The sequence below is a fragment of the Streptomyces sp. XM4193 genome (genome assembly GCF_023072595.1).
GTDB lineage: Bacteria > Actinomycetota > Actinomycetes > Streptomycetales > Streptomycetaceae > Streptomyces.
The window spans coordinates 602895-627454 of the sequence record NZ_JALLGK010000002.1; the positions used below are offsets into that span (position 1 = coordinate 602895).

A 24560-nucleotide genomic window follows, 5' to 3' on the forward strand; every position below is an offset into this window, starting at 1 on the left:
GGTAATCCGTGAAAAAGCTCTCCGCACGACGGCGCCATCCGCTGGCGGCGATCGTCGTTCTACTCTTCGCGCTGGCGGCCACCGGGGGGCTGTACGCCGCGTTCGCTCCTGCGGGTGAGGCCAAGGCCGAGAAGTCGAACCAGTCCCTCGACATCAAGGAGGGCAAGAAGCTCTACGCCGTGGGCTGCAACAGCTGTCACGGCACCGGCGGCCAGGGCACCTCCGACGGCCCGAGCCTGGTCGGCGTGGGAGCGGCGGCGGTCGACTTCCAGGTCGGCACCGGCCGCATGCCGATGCAGGCGCCGGGAGTGCAGGCCCCCGCGAAGCCGAAGGTCTACAACGACGAGGAGACCCGCCAGCTGGCGGCGTACGTCGCCTCCCTCGGCGCGGGACCCGCGGTGCCCGGCAAGGAGCAGTACAGCACTGAGGGGCTGGACAACGAGGAGATCGCCGCCGGTGGCGACCTCTTCCGGCAGAACTGCGCGCAGTGCCACAACTTCACCGGTGAGGGAGGCGCGCTGACGAAGGGCAAGTACGCCCCGGCGTTGGACGGCGTCAGCCCCAAGCACATTTACGAGGCCATGGAGACAGGGCCGCAGAACATGCCCGCCTTCCCCGACACGGTGATGCCGGAGAAGGAGAAGCGGCAGATCATCGCCTATCTGGAGAAGGTCAACTCCTCCGAGTCCGAGAGCCCCGGCGGGTTCGGTCTCGGCGGCTTCGGCCCGGTCTCCGAAGGCATGTTCGCCTGGACCATCGTGCTGGCGATCCTCATCGGAATCACCGTCTGGATCGCGGCCCGCAACGCCAAGGCCAGGAAGTCATGAGTAGCCAGACTGGATCTCACAAAGACGTGTCAGAGAAGCACCTGCCTTCGGCGCAGGATTCGACCGCTGTCGCGGAGGTGGACGAGAACCCCTTCGCCGACCCCGGTATTCCGCATCACGAGCCGCGCATCCAGGACATCGACGAGCGCGCGGCCAAGCGCTCCGAGCGCACCGTCGCCATGTTCTTCATCGTGTCGATGCTGGCGACGATCGCCTTCATCGCCTCGTTCGTGGCCTTCCCGGTCGACAAGATCTTCTATCTGTTCCCGCTGGGCCACATCTCCGCGCTGAACTTCTCGCTCGGACTGAGCCTGGGCATCGCGCTGTTCTGCATCGGCGCCGGTGCGGTGCACTGGTCGCGGACGCTGATGAGCGGCGAGGAGCACGTCCAGGAGCGGCACCCGATCGCGGCCACGCCGGAGACCAAGGCCGCCGCCCTCGAGGAGTTCGCGCAGGGCGCGGCCGACTCGGGCCTCGGCCGTCGCAAGCTGATCCGCAACACCATGATCGGTGCGCTGGCCCTGGTGCCGCTCTCCGGAGTGGTGCTGCTGCGCGACCTTGGTCCGCTCCCGGAGGACAAGCTCCGGCGCACCATGTGGAAGAAGGGCCTGCGGCTCATCAACCAGAACACCGGTGAGCCGCTTCGTCCCGAGGACATCACGGTGGGCTCTCTCGTCTTCGCCAAGCCGGACGGCCTGGAGGAGGACAGCCACGAGTTCATGCACGAGATCGCCAAGGCCGCGCTGATGCTCGTCCGTCTGGAACCGAAGGACATCAAGGACAAGCAGGAGCTCGACTGGTCCCACGAGGGCATCGTGGCGTACTCCAAGATCTGCACGCACGTCGGCTGCCCGGTCAGCCTCTACGAGCAGCAGACGCACCACGTGCTGTGCCCCTGCCACCAGTCGACGTTCGACCTCACCGACGGCGCACGGGTGATCTTCGGCCCGGCCGGCCACCCGCTGCCGCAGCTGAACATCAACGTCAACAACGACGGTGAACTCGTGGCAGAAGGCGACTTCGCCGAGCCCGTCGGGCCGAGCTTCTGGGAGCGCGGATGAGTACCAAGACTGAAACCCAGAGCCGGGGCAAGGCCCCTGCCGGCGAGCGGGTGGCCGACTGGGCGGACGGACGCCTCGGGATCTACGGCGGTGCGAAGAAGAACCTGCGCAAGGTCTTCCCCGACCACTGGTCGTTCCTGCTCGGTGAGATCGCGCTCTACTCGTTCATCATCATCCTGCTCACCGGCGTCTATCTGACGCTGTTCTTCAAGCCGAGCATGGCCGAGGTGCACTACCACGGCAGCTACGTGCCGATGCAGGGCGTGCTGATGTCGGAGGCGTACGCCTCCACGCTGGACATCAGCTTCGACGTGCGCGGTGGTCTGCTGATGCGGCAGATCCACCACTGGGCGGCGCTGATCTTCCTGGTCGCGATGTTCGTCCACATGATGCGGGTGTTCTTCACCGGTGCGTTCCGCAAGCCGCGCGAGCTGAACTGGCTGTTCGGCTTCCTGCTGCTGGTGCTCGGCATGTTCACCGGTCTGACGGGCTACTCGCTGCCGGACGACCTGCTCTCGGGCACCGGTATCCGCTTCATGGAGGGCGCGATCCTCGCCGTGCCGCTGGTCGGCACGTACATGGCGATGTTCCTCTTCGGCGGGGAGTTCCCCGGAACGGACATCATCCCGAGGTTCTTCGCCATCCACGTCCTGCTGCTGCCGGGCATCATGCTCGGTCTCGTGGTGGCCCACCTGATCCTGGTCTTCTACCACAAGCACACCCAGTACCCGGGTCCCGGCCGCACCAACAACAACGTCGTCGGCTACCCGCTGATGCCGATCTACATGGCCAAGGCCGGCGGCTTCTTCTTCCTGGTGTTCGGCGTCATCTCCATGATCTCGGCGACGTTCACCATCAACGCCGTCTGGGTGCTCGGCCCCTACCGGCCGGACAAGATCTCCACCAACGCCCAGCCCGACTGGTACATGGGCTTCTCCGAGGGACTGATCCGGGCCATGCCGGCCTGGGAGTGGGTCATCCCGACCGGCCACACCATCAACTTCGGTGTGTTCATCCCGCTGATGCTCCTGCCCGCGGTGCTCGGCGCGATCGCGGTCTACCCGTTCTTCGAGGCGTGGGTGACCAAGGACCAGCGCGAGCACCACCTGCTGGACCGCCCGCGCAACGTGCCCACCCGCACCGCCTTCGGCGCGGCCTGGATCAGCGTCTACTTCGTGCTGCTGGTCGGTGGTGGAAACGACCTCTGGGCGATCTTCTTCGATCTGTCGATCAACACGATCACCTGGTTCGTCCGGATCGGCTTCTTCGTGGTGCCGGTCGTGGTCTTCATGATCACGCGCCGGATCTGCCTGGGACTCCAGCGCAGGGACCGCGACAAGGTGCTGCACGGTCGCGAGACCGGCATCATCAAGCGGCTGCCGCACGGCGAGTTCGTCGAGGTGCACGAGCCGCTGCCGCCCGAGCAGCTGCACCTGCTGACCCAGCACCACCAGTACAAGGCGGCCGAACTGCCGCCGGCCGTCGACAAGAACGGCGTCGAGAGCCGGCCCGGCATCATCGAGAAGGTGCGGGTGCGCATCAGCCGCGGCTACTTCGGTGAACACGGCCAGGTGCCGAAGGCGACGCCCGAGGAGTACAAGGAGATCATGAGCGGCCACGGCCACCACTGATTTCCGGGCGGCAGCGCCGCTTTCACGCCACACAGCCGAGCCCCCGTCCGTTCCTTGGACGGGGGCTCAGCGCTGTCCGCCCACCCTCGATAGGGTGGCGGGCATTCACAGGGATCGACTTACCCGGAGCGTGGGCGATGAGTGCTGGGACCCCAGTCGGAGGCGACACCGTGGCCGAGCGCTCCTGGCCGGACGTCCTGAGCAGTCTGCTCGCGGGTGAGGACCTGAGCGCCGAGGCCACGGCCTGGGCGATGGACCGGATCATGCGGGGCGAGGCCACCAACGCGCAGATCGCCGGGTTCGCGGTCGCGCTGCGCGCCAAGGGCGAGACCGTGGAGGAGGTCTCGGGCCTGGTGCGCACGATGTACGAGCACGCCAACACCATCGAGGTCCCCGGCGCCACGGTGGACATCGTCGGCACCGGCGGCGACCGGGCCCGTACGGTCAACATCTCCACCATGTCGGCGATCGTGGTGGCCGGGACCGGGGCCAGGGTCGTCAAGCACGGAAACCGCGCCTCCTCCTCGGCCAGCGGCTCCTCCGACGTGCTGGAGAAGCTGGGCGTGAACCTGGAGTTGAGCCCGCAGCGGGTCGCCGAGGTCGCCTCCGAGGCCGGCATCAGCTTCTGCTTCGCGGTGAAGTTCCACCCGTCGCTGCGTCATGTCGCCGGTACGCGACGGGAGTTGGGGATCCCGACGACGTTCAACTTCCTCGGTCCGCTGACCAACCCCGCCCGGGTGCAGGCACAGGCGACCGGGGTCGCGGACGCCCGTATGGCACCGATCCTCGCGGGGGTGCTCGCCCGCCGCGGCACCTCGGCCCTGGTCTTCCGCGGCGACGACGGACTGGACGAGCTGACCACCACCGGCACCTCCACGGTCTGGATCGTCGAGGGCGGCGAAGTGCGACAGGAGTCCTTCGACCCGCGGAAGGTGGGCGTCGAGCTGGTGCCCATCGAGGCGCTGCGCGGCGCGGACGCCGCGTACAACGCGGATGTCGCCCGGCGACTGCTGGACGGCGAGCACGGGCCGGTGCGCGACGCGGTGCTGCTCAACTCGGCAGCGGCGCTGGCCGCGTTGGAGCCCACGGCGGAGGGACTGCACGAGCGGATCGCGGCGGGAATGGCGAAGGCGGCCGAGTCCATCGACTCCGGCGCGGCGCGGAGCGCGCTGGAGCGCTGGGTGGCGGCCAGCCACCGCTGAGGGCCGTACGCCGGATCGCCGGATGGGCGTCGGCGCGGCGCGGGTGAGTGTGCGCGGGGGCGGCGAACGGTGGTTCGCCGCCCCGCGGCCGTGTCTGCGGCCGGCGAGCGCGGCGGCGAGTGCCGTGGGCGGTGTGGTCGCCCCGGTCCGGTCCGGAATGTGGACCGGGTGTTCCCGACGGCGGCTGTGTGGCAGACTCACGTTTCAGGTCACGAGTGACAGCGAGAGAAGGCCCCGGCCTGCTGTCCGGCAACCCTCCGTCCGTGGCGGGGTGCTCCGGGTGATGACCAGGCCGCAAGACAGCAAGGTCTGCGGCAAGCGCGGTCGAGGGAGTACGTCGATGAATCAGCGAATGCGGTAGGGCTGCACGCCCCACAGCCGCCCGCCCCTTCAGCACACCCGGGCCGGAGCCGACGTCGTCCCGCTGCGGCGCGTTCTCCGACACCGGGACTTCCTCGCCCTTTCCGGGAGATCTCCTGATGTCTGTTTCCTCTGTGTCCGCGTCCGCCCGGCCCTCCGACTGTCCTCGGACGAACGGCCGTTCACCTCTGCCCGACGACGTCCCCGACGCCCCGGTGCTGCCGGTTCTCGGCGACGGCATCCGGGTGCCGCTCGCCGCCGGCGGCGAGATCGAGTACGCCGCGCTGGACTACGCGGCGAGCGCCCCGGCACTCGCCCGGGTGTGGGACGACGTGTCCGCGTACGCCCCGTACTACGGCAGCGTCCACCGGGGCGCCGGCTACCTCTCGCAGCTCTCCACCGACCTCTTCGAGCAGAGCCGGGAGACCGTCGCGCGCTTCGTCGGCTGCCGCCCGGCCGCGGAGGGCACGCCGGCGGAGGAGGCGGACCAGGTGGTCTTCACCCGCTCCACCACCGACTCGCTGAACCTGTTGGCCGCGGCGCTGCCCCCGGGCACCCGGGTCTTCGTCTTCGAGACCGAGCACCACGCCTCGCTGCTGCCCTGGCGCGACCACACCACGCAGGTGCTCGGTGCGCCGCGCACCCCCGCCCGTGCGGTGGAGCTGCTGGAGCAGGCGCTGGTCTCGGCGCCGCAGGGCCCCCGGCTGGTCTGCGTGACGGGAGCCTCCAACGTCACCGGTGAGTTCTGGCCGGTGGCCGAACTGGCCGAGGTCGCGCACCGGCACGGCGCCCGCATCGTCCTGGACGCCGCCCAGCTGGTGCCCCACCACCCGGTGGACATCGGCGAGTTGGACGTGGACTGGATCGCCTTCTCCGGCCACAAGCTGTACGCGCCCTTCGGCGCCGGGGTGCTCGCCGGCCGGTCGGACTGGCTGCGTGCGGCGCAGCCCTACCTGGCCGGCGGCGGCGCGAGCCGCAAGGTGTCGCGCGAGGCGGACGGGGAGCTGGCCGTCGAGTGGCAGACCACCGCCGCCCGGCACGAGGCGGGTTCGCCGAACGTCATCGGCGCGTACTCCATCGCCTCGGCCTGCCGGGCGCTGACTGAGGCCGGATTCGACCGGATCGTCGCCAGGGAGCGGGAGTTGCTCGGGCGGCTGCGTCGCGGGCTGGCCGAACTGCCCGAGGTGCGGGTGCTCTCGCTCTTCGGCCCGGACGCGCCGCGTGTGGGCGTGGTCTCCTTCGTTGTCGAGGGCTGGAACAGCTCGCACTTCGCCGCGGCGCTCTCGGCCGAACACGGCATCGGGGTGCGCGACGGGCTCTTCTGCGCCCACCCGCTGCTGCGGGCGCTGCTCGGAGCCGAGGACGCGGAACCCGGTGAGTGCGGCGCGCCCGAAGCGGCGCCGGGGGAGCGGTCGCTGAACGCCGTACGGGTGAGTTTCGGGGTCGGCACCCCGGACGAGCACATCGACCGATTCGTCGCAGCGGTGCGGGAGTTGGTCCGCGAGGGCGCGAAGCTGAACTACCGCACGGAAGAGGGGCGCTGTGTGCCGGATGTGGCCTCCGCGCCGCGTCGCACCGCTCTGACCGGCGGGAAGACGGCACACTGACCCACGCGGAGGCAGGCCGGCAATGCGGAGGGGCCGGTCTGCCTCTGCCGTCGGCGCTGCGTCGGGCGCGGAGCAGAACGCCGCGTCGGGCGCGAGCAGAACGCTGCGTCAGGCGTCCAGCCCGATGGCGAAGGCCGCTTCGAGGTCGTGCTGGGAGTACGTGCGGAAGGCGATGTGCGTCTCGGTGGCCTCGACGCCGGGCACCTTGCTGATCCGGCCGGGGATCACCTCGGCCAGATCGTCGTGGCGCGCCACCCGGACCATCGCGATCAGATCGTGCGCGCCGGTCACCGAGTAGACCTCGCTGACGCCCTCCAACGCGGCGATCTGCTCGGCGATCTCGGGAATGCGGTCGGTGCTGGTCTTGATGAGCACGATCGAAGTGATCACGTTCTTGCCTCTCCCTCGGTCGCCTGAGCCGGCGTGCTCACCCTACTCCTGCGTCCGCGGGACCAGACCCACGCCCAGGTGAAGCCCAGTGCGAAACCGGCGACATGGGCGAGGTGGGCGACCCCGGGCCCCTCGGTGTCGATCCGCAGCGCCAGCCACTGCAACGAGACCCAGAAGACCAGCACCAGCCAGGCGGGCAGCCGCAGCGGCAGGAAGAAGAGGAAGGGGTAGACGCTGGTGACCCGTGCGCGGGGAAAGAGGTACAGGAAGGCTCCGAGCACGCCGGAGATCGCACCGGAGGCCCCGACCAGCGACTCCGAGGAGTCGGGGTGGGCGACGGCGTAGACCACCGTGGCGGCGTACCCGACGCACAGATAGGCGCACAGGAAGCGCGCCACGCCCGTCCGCTCCTCGACCAGGTGGCCGAAGACGAGCAGGAAGAGCACGTTGCCGAGCAGGTGGAACCAGTTGCCGTGCAGGAAGAGCGCGGTCAGCGGCGTCGTCCAGGCGCGCAGGCCGCCGTCCCACAGCTGTACGGGGACCACGCCCCACTGCTGGAAGTACGCCTGCTGCGCCGCCCGCAGTTCGGCTCCCTCGCCGTGGACGGTGGTGAAGCCGGAGGCGGGGCCGAGCAGGAAGAGCGCCACGCTCACGGCGGCCAGCCCGTATGTGGCGACGGGGCGTCCGGCCAGTTGTCCGATCAGGTTGCTCCCCGGGGTACGCGGCATGGGGTGGATGATGACGGCTCGGCCACGGACCAGCCGTGCCGACACACGCGCCGCACCACAGGCCGTAGGGTTTGCGGCACAGAGAGCCGAACCGAGTGGAACCGTGCGGTCCGCGCCGCGCCGGCCCGCCCGGTCGGGCACGGTCGGCGGGCCGCGCACCCATCGCGAGAGTGAAGGACGAGCCATGACGGTCCCCGAGCCCACGGCGCAGACCCGTTGGCGCTGCACGCTGTGCGGGAATCTCACCCGCTTCGACGTCATGCGCAGCAGCAGGGTCGTGGAGTACGTCCACCTGGACCTCGCGGGTGAGCCCACCGTCGAGGAGCGCGAGGTGCTGCGCGAATCACTCGAGTCCGTGCGCTGCCGCTGGTGCGACGCCGTCGACCGGGTGGAGCTGGTCGACCGGCCCGGCGCGCAGGTCTGAGCGGGCGGCGGTGTGAGAGGTGGAGCAACGGACAGGCGGTGAGCCGGCCCCCGAGGACCGGCAGCCGACCGAGGAGCCGCAGCGCCCCCTGCCGGAGAAGGTCCGGCGGAAGGTGGTGGCGCTGACCGACGACGCGCTCGGAGGGATGACCGTCTCCGAACTGCCCGCCTCGCTGCGGCAGTACGCCCGTTTCACGCCCTCGCGCAGGGCGAGGTTCGGCGGCAACGCGATGGCCGCCGCGCTGGAGAGCGACGCCGTCTTCCGCGGACGCATCGCCGACCACCAGCGCGAGGAGTTCCCGGCTCTGGCCGAGGCGTTGAACGCCGGGGCGCCGCCGGCCGCCGCCGACCCGGTCGACGTGGCGGCGCTCGCGTACCTGCTGCGTCCGCCGGGCTGGGGCGAGCTGGTGGAGGCCGCCGGCGGAGAGGCCGAGCGGGCCGAGGCGGAGCGGATCGGCGAGGAGGCCGCCCGCGAAGCGGCCCGCCTGCGCGAGGAGTTGACGCAGGCCCAGAGCGCCGCCCGGGACGAGACCGCGCGGGTGAAGGCGGATCTGGAGGCGGTGCGCAAGGAGAACGACGCGCTGCACCGCAAGCTGCGCAGCGCCCTGAGCGACGTCAAACGGGGCGAGGCCGCGGTGCGCAAGGCGCACGCCGAGTCCGAGGAGCTGCGCGGGCAGTTGGCCCACCACCGCACCGCCGCCGACGGCGAGGCGCGGCGACTGCGGGCGCGTGCGGAGGAGGCCGAGGCGGCGCTGGAGGCCGGTCGCCGAGCCGTGCGGGAGGGGCGCAGCGTCGAGGACATGCGGGTGCGGCTGCTGCTGGACACCGTGCTCGACGCGGCGCAGGGGCTGCGGCGCGAGCTGGCACTGCCGCCCACGAGCCAGCACCCGGCCGATCTGGTCGAGGCGGTCGAGCCGGGACGGATGACGCCGGGGGACATCGCCCAGCGCGCCCTGACCGAGCAGGACCCGGCGCTGCTGGACCAGTTGCTGGCGCTGCCCCAGGTGCATCTGCTCATCGACGGCTACAACGTGACCAAGACCGGGTACCCGTCGCTCCCGTTGGAGAAGCAGCGGCTGCGGCTGCTGGGCGGGTTGTCGATGCTGGCGGCGCAGTCGGGGGCGGAGGTCACCTGTGTGTTCGACGGGGCGGAGCTGGCGGTGCCGGTGCTGCTGGCGCCGCCGCGCGGAGTCCGGGTGCTCTTCAGCAAGTCCGGCCAGACGGCTGACGAGTTGATCCGCCGTCTGGTGCGCGCGGAGCCCAAGGGGCGTCCGGTGGTCGTGGTCTCGACCGACCGGGAGGTGGCCGACGGGGTCGCCGCCGCCGGCGCGCGGCCGGTCCCTTCCAGCCTGCTGCTGAAGCGACTTGGGCGCACCTGACGCCTTTTGGGCGAATGGGCCGGGCTGCCCGGATGGTGGCGGAGGGTGTGGTACGCGTCACCGCGAAGCCATCTCACTTCTACACAGGGTCAGTTGACGGTCGCTGCCCGTGTGAAGTTGGTAAAGGATTCCCGGCAGAAGCAACTTTTTTTCCGCGAAGATTTGAAGCGCATTCCGCGGCTGGCTAGTGTCTGCCCTCGAACCTTCGCACGGTTGATCGCCCACCCGGGGCGGCAGTGAAGGAACCGCCGATTCCGCGGCGTTCACGCGGAGCCGGAAGCGCCCAACTTCTGGCAGGCGGCTGAGGAAGAAGGAGATCGCCCCAGTGGCGTCCCACCGTCGTCCCAAGCAGCCGAGCCGTACCCGCGTGACCGTGCTCACCGCGACCGCCGCTGCTGCTGTCGCTGTCACCGCTCAGAGCGCCCAGGCCGATCCGGGCTCGTCCAAGTCCGAGGTCAAGGCCAAGGTCGACAAGCTCTACGAGGAAGCCTCCGCGGCCACCGAGAAGTACAACGGGGCCAAGGAGAAGGCCGACAAGCTGGAGAAGCAGACGGAGCGTCTGCGCGACTCCGTGGCGCGCGGCCAGGCCGAGCTCAACAAGCTCCGCAACGGGCTCGGCGCCATGGCGACCGCGCAGTACCGCAGCGGTTCGGTCGACCCCTCGATGCAGCTCTTCCTCTCCGCGGACCCGGACTCCTACCTCGCCCGCGCCGCCACGCTGGACCAGATGAGCGGCAAGCAGGCCGGCGAGCTCAAGCAGATCCAGGACAAGCAGCGGTCCCTCGCGCAGCAGCGCAAGGAGGCCAAGACCAAGCTCGACCAGCTGGAGAGCACCCGCAAGGAGCTCGGCAGCAAGAAGAAGGACATCCAGGGCAAGCTCAGCAAGGCGCGTTCGCTGCTGAACGAGCTCACCGCCGAGGAGCGCCAGCAGATCGCCGCGGACGAGGAGCGCGCCAGCCGCGACGCCGGCGACCGCGCCGACCTCGGCGGCGGCAGCGAGGCCCCCGCACCCGGCCGGGCGTCCAGCGCGTACGGCGCGGCGCAGAGCAAGGTCGGCTCGCCCTACGTCTGGGGCGCCACCGGCCCCAGCTCCTTCGACTGCTCCGGGCTCACCTCCTGGGCCTTCCAGCAGGCCGGCGTCTCCATCCCGCGCACCTCCGAGGCGCAGGCCAACATCGGCACCCGGATCTCGCGCAGCCAACTCGCCCCCGGCGACCTGGTGTTCTTCTACAACGACCTGCACCACGTCGGCTTCTACGCGGGCAACGGCCAGATCCTGCACTCGCCCAAGCCCGGCGCCAACGTGCGGTACGAGTCGATCAACAACATGCCGTTCATGTTCGGCGTCCGCGTCTGACGCCTCCTCCGCCGCCCGCGCTCGCGGCCCCGCCAATCTCCCTCGTACGGGTGATTCGGGGCAGCGGTCGCCAAAGCGTTCGCCCCGTCGATGACCTGCGTCAGCGGCGGGGCTTCGGCGTTCCCGGGCAGCGCGCGGTCGGTGGAACGCCGAACGAGCCGGCGCTACTGTCTGCTCGCGCCGCTCCCGCCGGGGGAGCGCCGGCGGAAGGAGTGCGGCACCCGTGGTGTCTCACCGGTCCTCACGACACAGGGCGTCCACCCCGCGGGGCAGGGGGCTGACGGCTCTGTCCGCGGCTGCCGCGACGGCCGCGACGCTCGGCGGCGGCACCGCCGCGGCGCGTCCCGCCGAGGACCCGCCGGCCGCGCTCGACGGGCTCTACGCGGACGCCGAGCGCGCCACCGAGAAGTACAACGCGGCCGCCGAGCGGGTGGGCGGCCTCCAGCGACAGCTGAGCCGGGCACAGGACCGCGCGGCACGCGGTCAGGCCGAAGTGAACAGGCTGCGCGACTCGTTGGGCACCGTCGCCGGAAGCCAGTACCGTTCCGCGGGTTTCGACCCCGCCCTCGCACTGCTGCTCACCGACGAGCCGGACGCCTACCTCGCCCGCGCCGCCGCGCTGGAGCGGGTCGGGCACCGGGCCGCCGGTCGGCTCGCCGAACTCCAGCGGGCCCAGCGGGTGCTGCGCCAGCACCGGCAGGAAGGCGCGAGAGCCCTGGCGGAGTTGGCGCGGCACCGGACCGAGCTCGCCGACCGGCGCAAGGACGTGCGCGGTCGACTCGCCACCGCACAGCGGATGTTGAACCGGATGAGCGCCGAGGAGCGTGCGGCCCGCGAGAGCCGCCAGGAGGGCGCTGTGCGCCCCGCGTCCGCCGTCGGGGGCCCGGGATCCGCCGTCGGGGGCCCGGGAGCGGAGGGCAGAGCGGGAGCCGCGCTGGCAGCCGCCACAAGCGTGCTCGGGCGCCCGTACGCCTGGGGGCAGGCCGGCCCCTCGGCGTTCGACTGCTCCGGGCTGACGCAGTGGGCGTACGCCAGGGCCGGGGTGGCGCTGCCGCGCACCTCCCAGGGGCAGGCGGGGGTGGGTCGTTCGGTGTCGCCGTCGCAGGCGCAGCCGGGAGACCTGGTGATCTACCGCGGCGACGCCAGTCATGTCGCGATCTACGCGGGCGGCGGGCAGGTGATCCACTCCCCGTACCCGGGTGCCGCGGTCCGGTACGACCCGATCGGGATGATGCCCGTGAGCGCGGTGCAGCGGCCGTGAGCGGCCGGGCCGAGCGCGGTGCGGGCGTGGCGGTTCCGGCGCGGTCGGCGGTGCCGGCGGGGTGCGTGCGCCCGGCGGGCGTTGCGGTCGCGGCGGGAGCCGTGGGCGTGACGGGAGCTGTGGGCGTGACGGGCGTTGCGGTCGCGGGAGTTGCGGGCGCGGCGGGAGCGGCGTCCGGCCCGGGCGGGTGCGGACACGGTCGGTGCGGCCGGTGAGCGCGCCCGGCGTCCGTGCCCGTCTGCGGCCCGTGCTGCTCTGCCTGTTGGCCGCGGCGCTCGCGGCCGGCTCGCTCAGCTGCGTACCCGCGGTCACCTCGTTGTTGGAGGCGCCCTCGGAGCACCGGATGCAGCGTCTGCTGGACCGCCAGGCGGCGGCGGTGCTGGAGGGGGACGAGGCGGCGTACCTGGAGACGGTGGACCCCCGGGCGGTGCGCTACCGCACCACCGAGCGGCGGCTGCTGCGCAATGTGCGCCGACTGCCGCTCTCCCACTGGTCCTACCGGGTGGCCGAGGTCTCGCTCGCCGAGGGCTCCGTCGGCGGCCGGGCCCGGGCCGAGGTCGTCGCCCAACTGCGCTACCGGCTGCGCGGATACGACGAGGGCACCCGCACCGCCACCCAGCGCTGGACCGTGGTCGCCCGCGACGGCCGCTGGTACCGCGACAGCACCCGCTTCGCCGACACCCGCGAGGTGTGGGAGCAGGGCCGGCTCGACGTCGTCACCGGCAGACGCTCGCTGGTGCTCGGCTCCGGGCGGCCCCGGAGCGAGCTGCGCGCCCTGGCGCGGGCCGCCGACCGCGCCGTGCCCGAGGTCAGCGCGCTGTGGCCGGGCCGCTGGCCGCGTCGGATCGTGGTGCTGGCGCCGGCCGATCTGGACCGTACGGCGCAGCTGCTGTCCGCCGCGCCCGCGCAGTACCGCGGCATCGCCGCGGTGACGACCAGCGAGAGCGGCAGAGGGCACGCGGCCGACCGGATCGTGGTCAACCCCGGGCCGTTCGGCACCCTGAGCGCGGCCGGACGGCAGGTCGTGATGACCCACGAGGCCGCCCATGTGGCGACCCGGGAGGCCACCACGGAGACCACCCCGATGTGGCTCTCGGAAGGTCTGGCCGACTGGATCGGCTACGGCGGCACCGACGCGCAACTGCCGGACGCGGCACCCCGGCTGCGGGAGGCCCTGCGGGCGGGCACGCTGCCCGAGCGGCTGCCGGCCGACGGCGGTTTCGCCTTCGACGGCCCGGCGCACGCGCTGGCGCTCTCCTACGAGGCGGGCTGGCTCGGCGCGTTGATGGTCGCCGAGCAGTGGGGCGAGCAGAGCCTGCGGAGGTTCTACGCCGCCGCCGGTCGTCCCGGCCCGGGGGCGCTGGACCGCGCCCTGCGGGCGGAACTGGGCGTGGACGAGCAGGAGTTCCACGCCCGCTGGCGCCACTTCGTCCGCCACAAGCTCGGCTGACCGCCCACCGTCGCCGTCCTCTGTCCGCCGTCCTCTGTCCTCCGCCCTCCGTCGCCGACCCGCCGCCCCCGCCGCCGACCCGGCGCGTCCGGCCGTGGACGCCGGTTGACCGTCGACGGCGGCCAGGCGCCTGCCGGGCGAGCGGGGCCGGGGCTGTCGGGCCGGGGCTAGCGGGTGAGCAGCGGGTCGGGTGCGTCGTGCGGCGTCGTACCGGCTCCGGTGCTCCCGGGCGTGGGGCCGGCCGCCCGGGGCCGCGGCGCGGTGACCGTGGTGTGCCACAGCGCCCGGCAGGAGGCCAGGCCGGCCACGACCAGCAGGCCGTTGCGCAGCACCAGCAGCGCCACGCCCAGCGGTTCGCTGGTGACGACCTCGCCGAAGAAGATCGGGAACTCCAGCAGGGTCACCCCCGTCGCCGCCAGCACCAGCAGGGCGGGCATCCGTTGACGCCGGGATTCCAGGGTCAGGCACACCGCGGCGACTCCGACCAGCCACACCATGTACTGCGGGCTGATGACCCGGCTGGTGACGGTGAACAGCAGCAGCGCGGCGAACGCGGCGTCGGCACAGGTGGTGGGTGTCCACTCGACCGCGCGCACCCGCCACCACAGCAGCCACCCGAACGCCACCAGGCTCAGCAGCAGCGAGACGTCGGCGACGGTGGACACCTGGGGTCCGAGGAACTCCATGGAGCCGTAGTGCAGTTCGACGCGTCCCTCCCACCCGAAGTGGCGGGCGATGTGGAAGACCAGGGCGCCGAGCGACTCCACCTCGACACCCCGATCCCGTTGCGCGGTGAGGAAGTTCAGCGCGTTCGGCATCGCCAGGGCGAACGCCCCCGTCACCCCCAGCCCGGTGAGCACCGCGGCGCCCCACATCCGTCGGCCGCCGCGACCGCGTGCGGCTCCGGCCAGCAGCAGGGCGGGCCAGACCTTCAGCAGCGCGCCGAAGGCCACCAGCGCCCCCGCCACCCGCGGCCTGGTCACCGCGCACAGCAGTGCGGCGACCGCGACCGCGGTGACCATCAGGTCGTACCGGGCATAGACGGTCGGGCCGAGCAGCGGCACTCCCGCCACCCAGAGCCAGGCGCCCGCACGGCTGCGGCCCCTGCCCCGGCCGGCCCGCAGCAGCAGCGCGAGCACGACGGCGTCGGTGAGCAGGACGAGGGTGTAGAAGGCCGGGGCGTACTCCAGGAACGGCAGCAGCAGGGGCGCGAGCACGGGCAGCGCCGCGGCCGGCGGGTACTGCCAGGTGACGTCGTCCTCGGGGAAGACGCCGGTGCGCAGGACCTCGGACCAGCCCTGGTAGATGACCTCCACATCACTGGTCACCACCGGGCCCGGCAGGGTCAGGATCTGGAGGACGCAGAGCAGCAGCACGGCCCTGGTGGCCGCCCAGGCGGTCAGGACGGCGGGCAGAGTCGGACGCATCCCCCGACCGTACGCGGTGCTCCGTACCACCCGGTACTGTCGGCGCTGATGGAAAAGACCCTGATCGTGACCAACGACTTTCCCCCCAGGCCGGGTGGAATCCAGGCGTTTCTGCACAGCATGGCGCTCCGTCTCGACCCGGATCGGCTGGTCGTCTACGCCTCGACCTGGAAGCGCACCGCCGAAGGGCTGGCGGCCACCGAGAAGTTCGACGCGGAGCAGCCCTACACCGTGGTGCGCGACCGCGCCACCATGCTCCTGCCGACCCCGCGGGTGACGCGCCGGGCGACCGCGCTGCTGCGCGAGCACGGCTGCACCTCGGTGTGGTTCGGGGCCGCGGCGCCGCTAGGGCTGATGGCCCCGGCGCTGCGCAGGGCCGGCGCGCGGCGCCTCGTGGCGACGACGCACGGACACGAGGCCGGCTGGGCCCAACTGCCCGTCGCACGGCAGCTGTTGGGTCGGATCGGCGGCGCGACGGACACCATGACCTACCTCGGCGAGTACACCAGGTCGCGGATCGCCCGGGCGCTGAGCCCGCAGGCGGCGGCCCGGATGACCCAACTCCCCCCGGGCGTGGACGAGAAGACCTTCCATCCCGGCTCCGGCGGCGACCTGGTGCGCGAGCGGTTGGGCCTGAGCGACCGTCCGGTGGTCGTGTGCGTGTCCCGTCTGGTGCCGCGCAAGGGGCAGGACACCCTCATCGAGGCCATGCCCGCGATCCTCTCCCGGGTGCCCGACGCCGTACTGCTGATCGTGGGCGGCGGCCCGTACGAGCAGAAGCTGCGGGCGCTGGCCGAACGCACCGGCGTCGCGGACTCGGTGCGTCTGACCGGTGCGGTGCCCTGGGAGGAGCTGCCGGCGCACTACGGGGCGGGCGACGTCTTCGCCATGCCCTGCCGTACGCGGCGCAAGGGGCTGGACGTCGAGGGGCTCGGCATCGTCTACCTGGAGGCTTCCGCGACCGGGCTGCCGGTGGTCGCCGGCGACTCCGGCGGCGCCCCGGACGCGGTGCTGGACGGCGAGACCGGCTGGGTCGTGCGCGGCGGCGACGCGGCGCAGACGGCCGAGCGGGTCGCCACCCTGCTGCTGGACGCGGAGTTGAGGCAGCGGATGGGGGAGCGCGGGCGCGCCTGGGTCGAGGAGAAGTGGCGCCGGGACCTGCTGGCCGAGCGGTTGGAGGAACTGCTCTGAGGCGAGCCCCGAGGTCCCGGCGTGCGGGACGTCCGCGCGCCGGCCGCAGACGGAAGGTGCCCGCAGCCCCCTCGGGACTGCGGGCACTTCTCGCTCGGCGGGCGGTACGGCGCGCGGTGCGGACCCGTCGGGCGCTCCGGCCCGTCCCGCGGGCCGGAGGTGGCCCGGGGTCAGCGGTAGAGCGCCTCGATCTCGTCGGCGAAGTCCTTGGCGACCACGTTGCGCTTGAGCTTCAGGGAGGGGGTGATGTGCCCCGACTCCTCGGTGAACTGGCTCGTCAGCACGCGGAACTTGCGCACCGACTCGGCGCGGGAGACGGCCGCGTTCCCGTCGTCGACGGCCTGCTGGACGGCGGCCAGCAGATCGGCGTCGGCGATCAACTCCTCGCGGCTGAGGCCGGACTTGCCCTTCTCCTCGGCCCATCGCGGCAGGAACTCCTCGTCCAGGGTCACCACCGCGGCGACGAACGGACGGGCGTCGCCGACGACCATGCACTCCGCGACCAGCGCGTGGGCCCGGATGCGGTCCTCGATGACCGCGGGCGCCACGTTCTTGCCGCCCGCGGTGACCAGAATCTCCTTCTTGCGGCCGGTGATCGCCAGATAGCCGTCCTCGTCGAGGGTGCCGAGGTCACCGGTGCGGAACCAGCCCTCGGTGAGCGACTCCTCGGTGGCGGTCTCGTTCTCCCAGTACCCGGTGAACAGGTGCTCGCCGTGCAGCAGCACCTCGCCGTCGTCCGCGATGCGGATGACGGTGCCGGGCAGCGGCTGGCCGACCGTGCCGATCTTCGGCCGGTCCCACGGGTTGAACGCCGTCGCCGCGCAGGACTCGGTCAGGCCGTACCCCTCCAGCACCGTGAAGCCGACGCCGCGGTAGAAGTGGCCCAGCCGCTCGCCGAGCGCCGCACCGCCGGAGATGGCGTGCGAGGCGCGACCGCCGAGCACGTTGCGCAGCTTGGTGTAGACGAGCTTGTCGAAGAGCTTGTGCTTGAGCTTGAGGCCGAGCGACGGACCGCCGGGTGCGTCCAGCGCCTTGCTGTAGGCGATGGCGGTGTCGGAGGCCTTGTCGAAGATCTTGCCCTTGCCCTCGCCCTGCGCCTTGGCGCGTGCCGAGTTGTAGACCTTCTCGAAGACCCGGGGCACGCCGAGGATGACGTTGGGCCGGAAGGAGGCCAGCTCGTCGGTGAGCTGCTTGATGTCGGGAACCAGCCCGAGCCGCACCGGCGCCATCACCGAGGCGACGAGGATCATGCGGCCGAAGACGTGCGCGGCCGGCAGGAAGAGCAGCACCGAGCCCTCGCCCGGGGTGAACAGCGGGCGCAGCCGCTCCACGACGTTGCCGCACTCGGCGAAGAACGAGCGGTGGGTGAGCACACAGCCCTTGGGGCGGCCGGTGGTGCCCGAGGTGTAGACGATCGTGGCGGGGGAGTCGGCGTTCGCGGCGGCCGAGTGCTCGGCCAGCTTCGCCTCCTCGACGTCGGCGCCCGCGGCGTTGAGCTGTGCGACCGCGCCGTCCTCGATGACCCACACGTCCCGCAGACCCGGTACGCGCTCGCGCACGGACTCCACACTGGCGGCGTGCGCGGCGTTCTCCACCAGGATGCCGACCGCGCCGGAGTCGCTGAGAATCCAGGCGATCTGCTCGGGCGAGCTCGTCTCGTAGATCGGCACGGTGACGCCGCCGGCGTGCCAGATCGCGAAGTCCATCAGCGCCCACTCGAAGCGGGTGCGCGACATCAGCGCGACGCGGTCCCCGGGCTGTACGCCGGCCGCGATCAGGCCCTTGGCCGCGGCGTGCACCTCCGCGCGGAACTCCACTGCCGTGAGGTCCTGCCACGCCTCCGGGTTCTTCGCGTCCTTGCGCGCGATCACCGGAGCGTCCGGGTACTGGGCTGCGTTGCGGCGGATCAGATCGGTCAGATTTCCGTCCGCGGGCACCTCGTACAGGGCCGGAAGGCTGAACTCGCGCAAGACTGCTGCTCCTCATCGGCGCCGGAACATCGGCCGTTGCGGCGGCCTCCGTTGGCTCGCTTCAAGGCGGAAACCTTGAGTTGGACGGCCCGGACGTTACCCACGGGTATGGCACTGCGGATAGGGGGTCGGGGTCAGATGTTCGGTGTGTCACACATCGACTTGCCTGGGCATGTGTCGCTGAAGGGAAGAGTAAGCGACCCTTTGTCCGTTGTGGTAACAGCCCGAGATCGATCGGGCGTGATCCGTGTCCCGCCTGTTTCCGCTCGGCCGGCGAGGACCGCGGAAGTCGCTGTTCCGACCCGCGGCCCGGCTGCCGGGTCCTAGGCTGGCCGCCATGGGCGGCACTCGGATTCATGTGGTCAGCGACGTACACGGCAACGCGGCCGATCTCGCCAGGGCCGGCGAGGGCGCGGACGCGCTGTTCTGCCTCGGCGATCTGATCCTCTTCCTCGACTACGCCGACCACTCGCGCGGGATCTTCCCCGACCTCTTCGGCAAGGACGCCGCGGACGAGATCGTCGAGCTGCGCACCGCCCGCCGCTTCACCGAGGCGCGGGAGTTCACCCGGCGGCTGTGGGCCACGGTCGACCGGGAGGCCGCGGTGCAGGCCGCGGTGCGCCGCCAGTACACCGAGCTCTTCGCCGCCTTCCCCACCCCGACCTACGCGACCTACGGCAACGTCGACGCCCCTGATCTGTGGCCCGAGTTCGCCCGACCGGGCACCACGGTGCTGGACGGCGAGACGGTCGAGGTCGGCGGGCTGACGGTCGGCTTCGTCGGAGGCGGACTGCGCACCCCCATGAACACCCCGTACGAGATCGACGACGAGACGTACGCGGCCAAGGTCGCCGCCCTCGGGCGGGTCGACGTGCTGTGCTCGCACATCCCGCCCGAGGTGCCCGACCTCTGCTACGACACCGTGGCCCGCCGCTTCGAACGAGGCAGCGCCGCCCTGCTGGAGGCGATCCACGAAGTGCGCCCGCGCTGGGCTCTCTTCGGCCACGTCCACCAGCCGCTGGCGTCCCGGATGCGGATCGGCGCCACCGAGTGCGTCAACGTCGGCCACTTCAACGCGACCGGGAAGCCGTACGTGCTGGAGTGGTGACGGCGCCGCCCCGGGCGCGCGATAGCCTGCGCAGGCGGCCGTACGCACGGGCACGGGCGGCACCCGCCCCCGCGGGTGCTCGGACACCCGCCCCGGCACGTCCTGCCCGGGCGGCGGACGGCCGCCGGTCACCGCGGCGCAGCGGTCGCGACAGCAACTCCGGTCAGCACCGGCACGGGTCTTCCAAAGGAGCCGCAGGGATGGCGGAACACACCAGGTCGAGTATCACCATCGACGCGCCAGCGGCCGAAGTCATGGGCGTCATCGCCGACTTCGCGCGCTACCCCGAGTGGACGGGCGAGGTGAAGGAGGCAGAGGTCCTCTCCACCGACGAGCAGGGCAGGGCCGAGGAGGTCAGGCTGCTGCTGGACGCCGGGGCCATCAAGGACGAGCACACGCTGGCCTACGAGTGGTCCTCGGACCTCTCGGTGCGCTGGTCGCTGGTGAAGTCGCAGATGCTGCGCGCGCTGGACGGCTCCTACGAACTGCGCACCACCGGCCAACAGACCGAGGTAACCTACCAGTTGACCGTGGACGTCAAGATCCCGATGCTCGGGATGATCAAGCGCAAGGCCGAGAAGGTCATCATCGACCGGGCGCTGGATGGGCTGAAGAAGCGGGTCGAGTCCACGTCCGGCGGCGCGGCCTAGGTGTCCGAGCACCCATCGCGGGACGCCGACGCGGCCCCCGGCGCCGACGCGGCGGAGGGCGCCGTCACGGCATCCGGTGCCGACGCGGCATCCGGTGCCGACGCGGCGGAGGAGACCGAGGCGCAGGGCGAGACGGGCGGCGCGGGCGGTCCCGGTGGCGGCGGCGTACAGGTGCGGTTCGTCACCGGCGCGGGCGGCGCGGGGCGTACGACCGTCGCCGCGGCACTCGCGCGCACCGGTGGCGCGCGCACCGCGTTGATCACCACCGAGCCGGCGCCGCCGCGCACGACCGCCGCCTCACCGGCCGCGGTCGAGGTGATCGCCGTGGACGTGGTCGCGGACTTCCGCGACCGGGTGGCCGATGTGCAGCGCGGCGGCGGTGACCTGCTGGACCAGTTCGGCGCCCAACCGCTGGAGAGCGACGAGGTCACCGAGCTTCCCGGGGCGACCGCGCTGGCGGTGCTGCGCGCGCTGCGCGAAGCCGTCGCCGCGGGGCATCGACGGATCGTCGTCGATCTGCCGCCGGCGGCCGAGGCCGTGCGGCTGCTCCTCCTGCCCGCCCAACTCGACCGCTATCTGGGCCGGTTGATGCCGGCCGAACGGCAGGCGGCGAGGGCGCTGCGGCCGATGCTGGCCCAGCTCGCGGGAGTGCCGATGCCCGCACGGCGGCTGTACGAGGTCGGCGAGCGGCTGCGCGCGGAGTGCACGGCCCTCGCGGAGCTGGTCGAGAGCGTCGGCAGCACGGCTGTGCTGGTTGTGGAGCCGGGCGCTTCGACCGTGCGGACGGTCGCCGAGACCCGGGCCGGAATGGCGCTCGCCGGAGTGCCGGTCACGGCGCTGATCGCCAACCGGATGGTGCCCGACGGCGGCGACGCCTGGCAGGCCGATTGGGCCGCCGAACAGCGGGCCGTGTGCAAGGAGCTCGCCGGGGCCGCCGGGCCCGTGCCCGTCGTCGAACTCCCGCATCTGGGCGGGGTTTCGGACCCGACGGAGCAGTTGGCCGTCGCCCTGGCGGCGGCGGATCTCGACGCGACGGGTCTCGACGCGGCGGACGGCGACGCGGCGGACGCGGACGCGGGCACCACCGTCGCCGACGCGAGAGGTGCCGACGCGGTCACGGGCGCGGCAGTCCCCTCGGAGGCCGGTGCCGGCACCGGGGCCGCGGCGGCGAACGCGAGCCGGGCCCGCGATGCTTCGCGCGGTGTGGGGCGGTGGGTGGAGGACCGGTTGAGCGAGGAGGGCGAGCTGGTCTGGTGGCTGCCGCTGCCGGGCGCGCGGAAGGAACAGCTCGCGCTGGTGCGGCGCGGTGACGAGGCGATCGTGACCGTCGGCCCGTACCGCAGGGCGCTGCCGCTGCCCGCGGCGCTGCGGCGCTGCACCGTGGCCGGGGCGCGGCTGACCGAGGGCGGACTCGCGGTGCGGTTCCGGCCCGATCCGGCACTGTGGCCGCGGTCCCGCTGAGCGGTACTGTCGGAGCCACGGCGGCCGGACGTCCGGATGCCGTGGACGGCCGCGGGGGCCCCGCCAGGCGCCGTGCCTGCCGACGGGTTGCGCCGACCGACGGCCCGCACCGGGGTCGCGGCGCACCCGTCGACCGGAACGTTCGGCGGCCGGGACCCGTTGAACCGTCAGAGCCTCCAACGCCCGATCGAGAAGAATCCGCGGGAGCAAGTGATGAGCGATTCCAGCGAGCCGGACAGCCCGAAGCGCCCGGAGCGCTCCGAGAGCCCTCGCGGTCCCGAGGAGCCGGACGGCAGCGCCTGGGCCGAGGCGTGTGCGGAGGACCTGGCGGCCGAGCGGGCTCGTCGTCGCGAGCAGGCCGGTGAGCGTCCGGCGAGCGCGGCGGACGAGTTCGGCAGACTGGTCGACTCGGTGGCCCGCCGGATCTCCGACTTCACCACCCCGCTGGCCGGCGCCGCCGGAGAGTCGGCCGGCCGCCGGGCGGCCGAGTCCACAGCCGAGCACTGGAGCCGTCAACTCGCCGACGGTGCCAAGGAGTTGCTGGGGCCGATCGTCGAGCGCAACCCCAGGGTGATGGAGCACCTGGCGGCGGCCGGTTCCGAGCTGCTTTCGGCCTACCAGGCCGCGGTCACCGGCCAGGAGCAGCGCTGGACGCGGCAGGAAGCTGCCAGTGTCCGGGTGCCCCGGGACGACGAGCCGGCCGGTGCCGAGCCCGCCGGGCAGGCCGGTGAGCAGGCCCGGAAGCGGAGCGGCGAGGAAGCCGCGAGCGGCGAAGAGCCCGGTTCCGCCGGGCGCGGGGGCGGCGGCGGGGGAGCCGGTGCAGCGGGCGGCGAGAAGCCCTCCGGGGGCGGCGGGGACGACGATCCGCCCGCGACCGAGCGCATCGACCTGGACTGAAGCGGGTCACAAGCCCTCCAGGGCCTCCGGTACCGTTGTGCGCGGCGGGGTTCGACCGGATAACTGAGGGACATATGGGACTCACCATTGGTGTCGACATCGGCGGTACGAAGGTCGCGGCCGGTGTGGTCGACGAGGAGGGCAACATCCTCGAGACCAGCAAGGTGCCGACCCCCAAGACCACCGAGGGAGTGATCGACGCCATCGCGGACGCCGTCCGCGGCGCCAGCGCCCACCACACGGTGGACGCCGTGGGCATCGGCGCTCCCGGGTACGTCGACGACAAGCGCGCCACGGTGCTGTTCACCCCGAACCTCAGCTGGCGGCACGAGCCGCTGAAGGACCTCGTGGAGAAGCGGGTCGGGCTGCCCGTCGTCATCGAGAACGACGCCAACGCCGCGGCCTGGGGCGAGTACCGCTTCGGTGCCGGCCAGGGCCACGACGACGTCGTCTGCATCACGCTCGGTACGGGCCTGGGCGGCGGCATCATCATCGGCGGCCGGTTGCACCGCGGCCGGTTCGGCGTGGCGGCGGAGTTCGGCCACATCCGGATGGTGCCCGACGGCCTGCTCTGCGGCTGCGGCAACCAGGGCTGCTGGGAGCAGTACGCCTCCGGCAGCGCGCTGGTGCGGTACGCCCGGCAGCGCGCGGTGGCCACCCCGGAGCGGGCGGCGCTGCTGCTGGGGCTCGGCGACGGCACCCCCGAGGGCGTGGACGGCAAGCACGTCAGCCAGGCCGCCCTGGAGGGCGACCCGGTGGCGATCGACTCCTTCCGCGAGCTGGCCCGCTGGGCCGGCGCCGGCCTCGCCGACCTGGCGAGCCTCTTCGACCCGTCCGCCTTCATCGTCGGCGGCGGTGTCTCGGACGAGGGCGAGCTGGTGCTGGAGCCGATCCGCAAGTCCTACCGCCGCTGGCTCGTCGGCTCGCAGTGGCGTCCGCAGGCGCAGGTGCTCGCCGCCCAACTCGGTGGCAAGGCCGGTCTGGTGGGTGTCGCCGACCTGGCACGCCAGGGCTGACGCCGTACGCTGCGGCCATGACGCTCACGGACCTGCCCGCGTCCGCCGCGGACACCGACGGCGGTGCGGTCGTCCGGCTGCTCAGCTACAACATCCGCTCCATGCGTGACGACGTGGGGGCGCTCGCCCGGGTCATCCGGGCGTGCGCCCCCGACGTCGTCTGTGTGCAGGAGGCGCCGCGTTTCTTCCGCTGGCGCGCACACGCCGCCCGGCTGGCCGGGATGTCCGGTCTGGTGCACGTCACCGGCGGCGCCACCGCCAACGGCCAGATGATCCTCACCTCGCTGCGGGCGCGCGTGGAGTGGGCCGAGGACGTACTGCTGCCGCACACGCCGGGGCTGCACCGCCGCGGCTTCGCCACCGCAGTGCTGCGCTTCGGCGACCGCGCCGGACTGGCAGTGGTCAGCTGCCACTTGAGCCTGCAGAAGGACGAGCGCCGGCGTCAGGCGGAGATGCTGCTCGACCGGCTGGACGCGCTCACCGCGAGGGGGGAGCTGCGCGGCGGACCGGTCGGCGCGGTCGCCGCCGGCGATCTCAACGAACGCCCTGACGGCCGGTCCTTCCGCAGACTGGCCGACCGGCTCCAGGACGGCCACGCGGTACGGCCCTGGGGAGGCGGTCACACCTCCGAGGCCGCCCGCCCGCACCAGCGCATCGACGCGGTGCTCGCCTCCTCCTCGGTGGAGGTGCTGGGCTGCGGGGTGCCGGACGGGCTGCCCGGGGTCTCCCGCGCGGATCTGGTCGCCGCCAGCGACCATCTCCCGGTGCTGGCCGCCCTGCGGCTGCCTCCCGCGCGCTGACGCAGCCCCCGCCCGCCGGTCCCGCCCGTTCGGAACCGGATCCCCGCAGCTGCTCACCGGCCCCGCCCCGCAACCCCGTACGTCCAGGCCCCCGCCGCCGGTACGCCCCGGTCCGGCGTTCCGGCGCTGTCACCGACTCCGTGTGGTTGCGGGCCCTCGGCAACTGCCCGCCGCCTCGGGGACGTTCACTCCTCCTCGGGGCGCTCTCCGCGGTCGCGTGCCTCGCGTTTGCGCTGGACGGCCAGTGCCCAGCCGGTGAGCAGTGCTATGGCTGAGAAGACGAGCAGCAGGGCCATGTTTCCCCCAGGTCCTGTGGTGTGTGGTCACCTCAGTCTGGAGCTGGGGGCGCCGGGGCGCATTGCCA

At 72.5% G+C, this 24560-nt stretch carries 21 protein-coding genes and 1 riboswitch; of the genes, 17 read left to right on the plus strand and 4 right to left on the minus strand.

What is annotated here, in order from left to right; all coding sequences use genetic code 11:
- Positions 1-8 precede the first annotated feature (8 nt).
- From MTQ01_RS09860 to MTQ01_RS09880, 5 genes are all read left to right on the plus strand, one after another.
- Positions 9-827 carry a cytochrome c gene (locus MTQ01_RS09860; RefSeq protein ID WP_247488674.1) on the plus strand — a complete coding sequence of 273 codons (819 nt, stop codon included), beginning with the start codon at positions 9-11 and terminating at the stop codon, positions 825-827.
- Positions 824-1888 (plus strand): ubiquinol-cytochrome c reductase iron-sulfur subunit, encoded by a 1065-nt coding sequence (locus MTQ01_RS09865; RefSeq protein ID WP_247488675.1) that lies wholly within the window; start codon positions 824-826, stop codon positions 1886-1888. Before MTQ01_RS09860 ends, MTQ01_RS09865 begins: the two co-directional genes overlap by 4 nt.
- Positions 1885-3519 carry a cytochrome bc complex cytochrome b subunit gene (locus tag MTQ01_RS09870; RefSeq protein ID WP_247488676.1) on the plus strand — a complete coding sequence of 545 codons (1635 nt, stop codon included), beginning with the start codon at positions 1885-1887 and terminating at the stop codon, positions 3517-3519. The genes MTQ01_RS09865 and MTQ01_RS09870 overlap by 4 nt, the downstream gene beginning before the upstream one ends.
- A gap of 137 nt (positions 3520-3656) precedes the next feature.
- A complete protein-coding gene (trpD, locus tag MTQ01_RS09875; protein WP_247488678.1) occupies positions 3657-4721 on the plus strand; it encodes an anthranilate phosphoribosyltransferase in 1065 nt (354 codons plus the stop codon).
- Positions 4722-4928: 207 nt separating this feature from the next.
- Positions 4929-5048, plus strand: a riboswitch (SAM riboswitch).
- 152 nt (positions 5049-5200) lie between these two features.
- The gene (locus MTQ01_RS09880) at positions 5201-6688 is read left to right on the plus strand and encodes an aminotransferase class V-fold PLP-dependent enzyme (RefSeq protein ID WP_247488680.1); all 1488 of its coding nucleotides are present in this window, start codon (positions 5201-5203) and stop codon (positions 6686-6688) included.
- A gap of 108 nt (positions 6689-6796) precedes the next feature.
- On the opposite strand, the gene MTQ01_RS09885 is transcribed toward MTQ01_RS09880, so the two are convergent.
- Together MTQ01_RS09885 and MTQ01_RS09890 are read right to left on the minus strand one after the other, a co-directional pair.
- Positions 6797-7078, minus strand: a complete 282-nt coding sequence (locus MTQ01_RS09885) for an Lrp/AsnC ligand binding domain-containing protein (RefSeq protein WP_211039764.1) — start codon at positions 7076-7078, stop codon at positions 6797-6799.
- Positions 7075-7806, minus strand: a complete 732-nt coding sequence (locus MTQ01_RS09890) for a rhomboid family intramembrane serine protease (RefSeq protein WP_247488683.1) — start codon at positions 7804-7806, stop codon at positions 7075-7077. The genes MTQ01_RS09885 and MTQ01_RS09890 overlap by 4 nt, the downstream gene beginning before the upstream one ends.
- Positions 7807-7990: 184 nt before the next feature.
- On the opposite strand from MTQ01_RS09890, the gene MTQ01_RS09895 reads away from it, so the two are divergent.
- From MTQ01_RS09895 to MTQ01_RS09915, 5 genes are all read left to right on the plus strand, one after another.
- Complete coding sequence (locus tag MTQ01_RS09895; RefSeq protein WP_247488685.1) at positions 7991-8230, plus strand: hypothetical protein; 240 nt, start codon at positions 7991-7993, stop codon at positions 8228-8230.
- A 19-nt stretch (positions 8231-8249) separates the two neighbouring features.
- Positions 8250-9608 carry an NYN domain-containing protein gene (locus tag MTQ01_RS09900; RefSeq protein ID WP_374207675.1) on the plus strand — a complete coding sequence of 453 codons (1359 nt, stop codon included), beginning with the start codon at positions 8250-8252 and terminating at the stop codon, positions 9606-9608.
- A gap of 325 nt (positions 9609-9933) precedes the next feature.
- Positions 9934-10965: an NlpC/P60 family protein gene (locus tag MTQ01_RS09905; protein ID WP_247488687.1), complete on the plus strand. Its 1032-nt coding sequence runs from the start codon at positions 9934-9936 to the stop codon at positions 10963-10965.
- A gap of 223 nt (positions 10966-11188) precedes the next feature.
- A complete protein-coding gene (locus MTQ01_RS09910; RefSeq protein WP_247488689.1) occupies positions 11189-12226 on the plus strand; it encodes a C40 family peptidase in 1038 nt (345 codons plus the stop codon).
- Between the two features lie 211 nt (positions 12227-12437).
- A complete protein-coding gene (locus MTQ01_RS09915) occupies positions 12438-13676 on the plus strand; it encodes a hypothetical protein (protein WP_247488692.1) in 1239 nt (412 codons plus the stop codon).
- A 167-nt stretch (positions 13677-13843) separates the two neighbouring features.
- On the opposite strand, the gene MTQ01_RS09920 is transcribed toward MTQ01_RS09915, so the two are convergent.
- A complete protein-coding gene (locus tag MTQ01_RS09920; RefSeq protein ID WP_247488694.1) occupies positions 13844-15103 on the minus strand; it encodes a glycosyltransferase 87 family protein in 1260 nt (419 codons plus the stop codon).
- A 48-nt stretch (positions 15104-15151) separates the two neighbouring features.
- Here MTQ01_RS09920 and MTQ01_RS09925 point away from each other — a divergent pair, with 48 nt between their 5' ends.
- Entirely contained in the window at positions 15152-16294 is a 1143-nt protein-coding gene (locus MTQ01_RS09925; RefSeq protein WP_247488696.1) for a glycosyltransferase family 4 protein, read from the plus strand.
- A 170-nt stretch (positions 16295-16464) separates the two neighbouring features.
- Here the strand turns inward: MTQ01_RS09925 and MTQ01_RS09930 are convergent, their stop codons facing one another.
- Positions 16465-18264 carry a long-chain fatty acid--CoA ligase gene (locus MTQ01_RS09930; RefSeq protein WP_247488698.1) on the minus strand — a complete coding sequence of 600 codons (1800 nt, stop codon included), beginning with the start codon at positions 18262-18264 and terminating at the stop codon, positions 16465-16467.
- A gap of 337 nt (positions 18265-18601) precedes the next feature.
- Between MTQ01_RS09930 and MTQ01_RS09935 the strand changes: the two genes are divergently transcribed.
- The 6 genes from MTQ01_RS09935 (at position 18602) to MTQ01_RS09960 (ending at position 24196) form a co-directional block, all read left to right on the plus strand.
- Positions 18602-19372: a metallophosphoesterase gene (locus MTQ01_RS09935; protein ID WP_247488700.1), complete on the plus strand. Its 771-nt coding sequence runs from the start codon at positions 18602-18604 to the stop codon at positions 19370-19372.
- Between the two features lie 200 nt (positions 19373-19572).
- Positions 19573-20022 carry an SRPBCC family protein gene (locus tag MTQ01_RS09940; RefSeq protein WP_247488702.1) on the plus strand — a complete coding sequence of 150 codons (450 nt, stop codon included), beginning with the start codon at positions 19573-19575 and terminating at the stop codon, positions 20020-20022.
- A complete protein-coding gene (locus tag MTQ01_RS09945) occupies positions 20023-21483 on the plus strand; it encodes an ArsA family ATPase (protein WP_247488704.1) in 1461 nt (486 codons plus the stop codon). It abuts the gene before it with no gap.
- 213 nt (positions 21484-21696) lie between these two features.
- Positions 21697-22380, plus strand: a complete 684-nt coding sequence (locus MTQ01_RS09950; protein ID WP_247488706.1) for a DUF5304 family protein — start codon at positions 21697-21699, stop codon at positions 22378-22380.
- 74 nt (positions 22381-22454) lie between these two features.
- On the plus strand, positions 22455-23396 hold the full coding sequence (locus MTQ01_RS09955) for an ROK family glucokinase (protein WP_211039753.1): 942 nt from the start codon (positions 22455-22457) through the stop codon (positions 23394-23396).
- 17 nt (positions 23397-23413) lie between these two features.
- Entirely contained in the window at positions 23414-24196 is a 783-nt protein-coding gene (locus MTQ01_RS09960) for an endonuclease/exonuclease/phosphatase family protein (RefSeq protein WP_247488708.1), read from the plus strand.
- Positions 24197-24560: the final 364 nt, after the last annotated feature.

Excerpts from the sequence above, each read along its gene's own strand:
- MTQ01_RS09865 (WP_247488675.1), top strand. The coding sequence starts at position 824 with ATGAGTAGCCAGACTGGATCTCACAAAGACGTGTCAGAGAAGCACCTG.
- MTQ01_RS09870 (WP_247488676.1), top strand. The coding sequence starts at position 1,885 with ATGAGTACCAAGACTGAAACCCAGAGCCGGGGCAAGGCCCCTGCCGGC.
- trpD (WP_247488678.1), top strand. The coding sequence starts at position 3,657 with ATGAGTGCTGGGACCCCAGTCGGAGGCGACACCGTGGCCGAGCGCTCC.
- MTQ01_RS09880 (WP_247488680.1), top strand. The coding sequence starts at position 5,201 with ATGTCTGTTTCCTCTGTGTCCGCGTCCGCCCGGCCCTCCGACTGTCCT.
- MTQ01_RS09890 (WP_247488683.1), bottom strand. The coding sequence starts at position 7,806 with ATGCCGCGTACCCCGGGGAGCAACCTGATCGGACAACTGGCCGGACGC.
- MTQ01_RS09895 (WP_247488685.1), top strand. The coding sequence starts at position 7,991 with ATGACGGTCCCCGAGCCCACGGCGCAGACCCGTTGGCGCTGCACGCTG.
- MTQ01_RS09920 (WP_247488694.1), bottom strand. The coding sequence starts at position 15,103 with ATGCGTCCGACTCTGCCCGCCGTCCTGACCGCCTGGGCGGCCACCAGG.
- MTQ01_RS09925 (WP_247488696.1), top strand. The coding sequence starts at position 15,152 with ATGGAAAAGACCCTGATCGTGACCAACGACTTTCCCCCCAGGCCGGGT.
- MTQ01_RS09935 (WP_247488700.1), top strand. The coding sequence starts at position 18,602 with ATGGGCGGCACTCGGATTCATGTGGTCAGCGACGTACACGGCAACGCG.
- MTQ01_RS09940 (WP_247488702.1), top strand. The coding sequence starts at position 19,573 with ATGGCGGAACACACCAGGTCGAGTATCACCATCGACGCGCCAGCGGCC.
- MTQ01_RS09950 (WP_247488706.1), top strand. The coding sequence starts at position 21,697 with ATGAGCGATTCCAGCGAGCCGGACAGCCCGAAGCGCCCGGAGCGCTCC.
- MTQ01_RS09955 (WP_211039753.1), top strand. The coding sequence starts at position 22,455 with ATGGGACTCACCATTGGTGTCGACATCGGCGGTACGAAGGTCGCGGCC.
- MTQ01_RS09960 (WP_247488708.1), top strand. The coding sequence starts at position 23,414 with ATGACGCTCACGGACCTGCCCGCGTCCGCCGCGGACACCGACGGCGGT.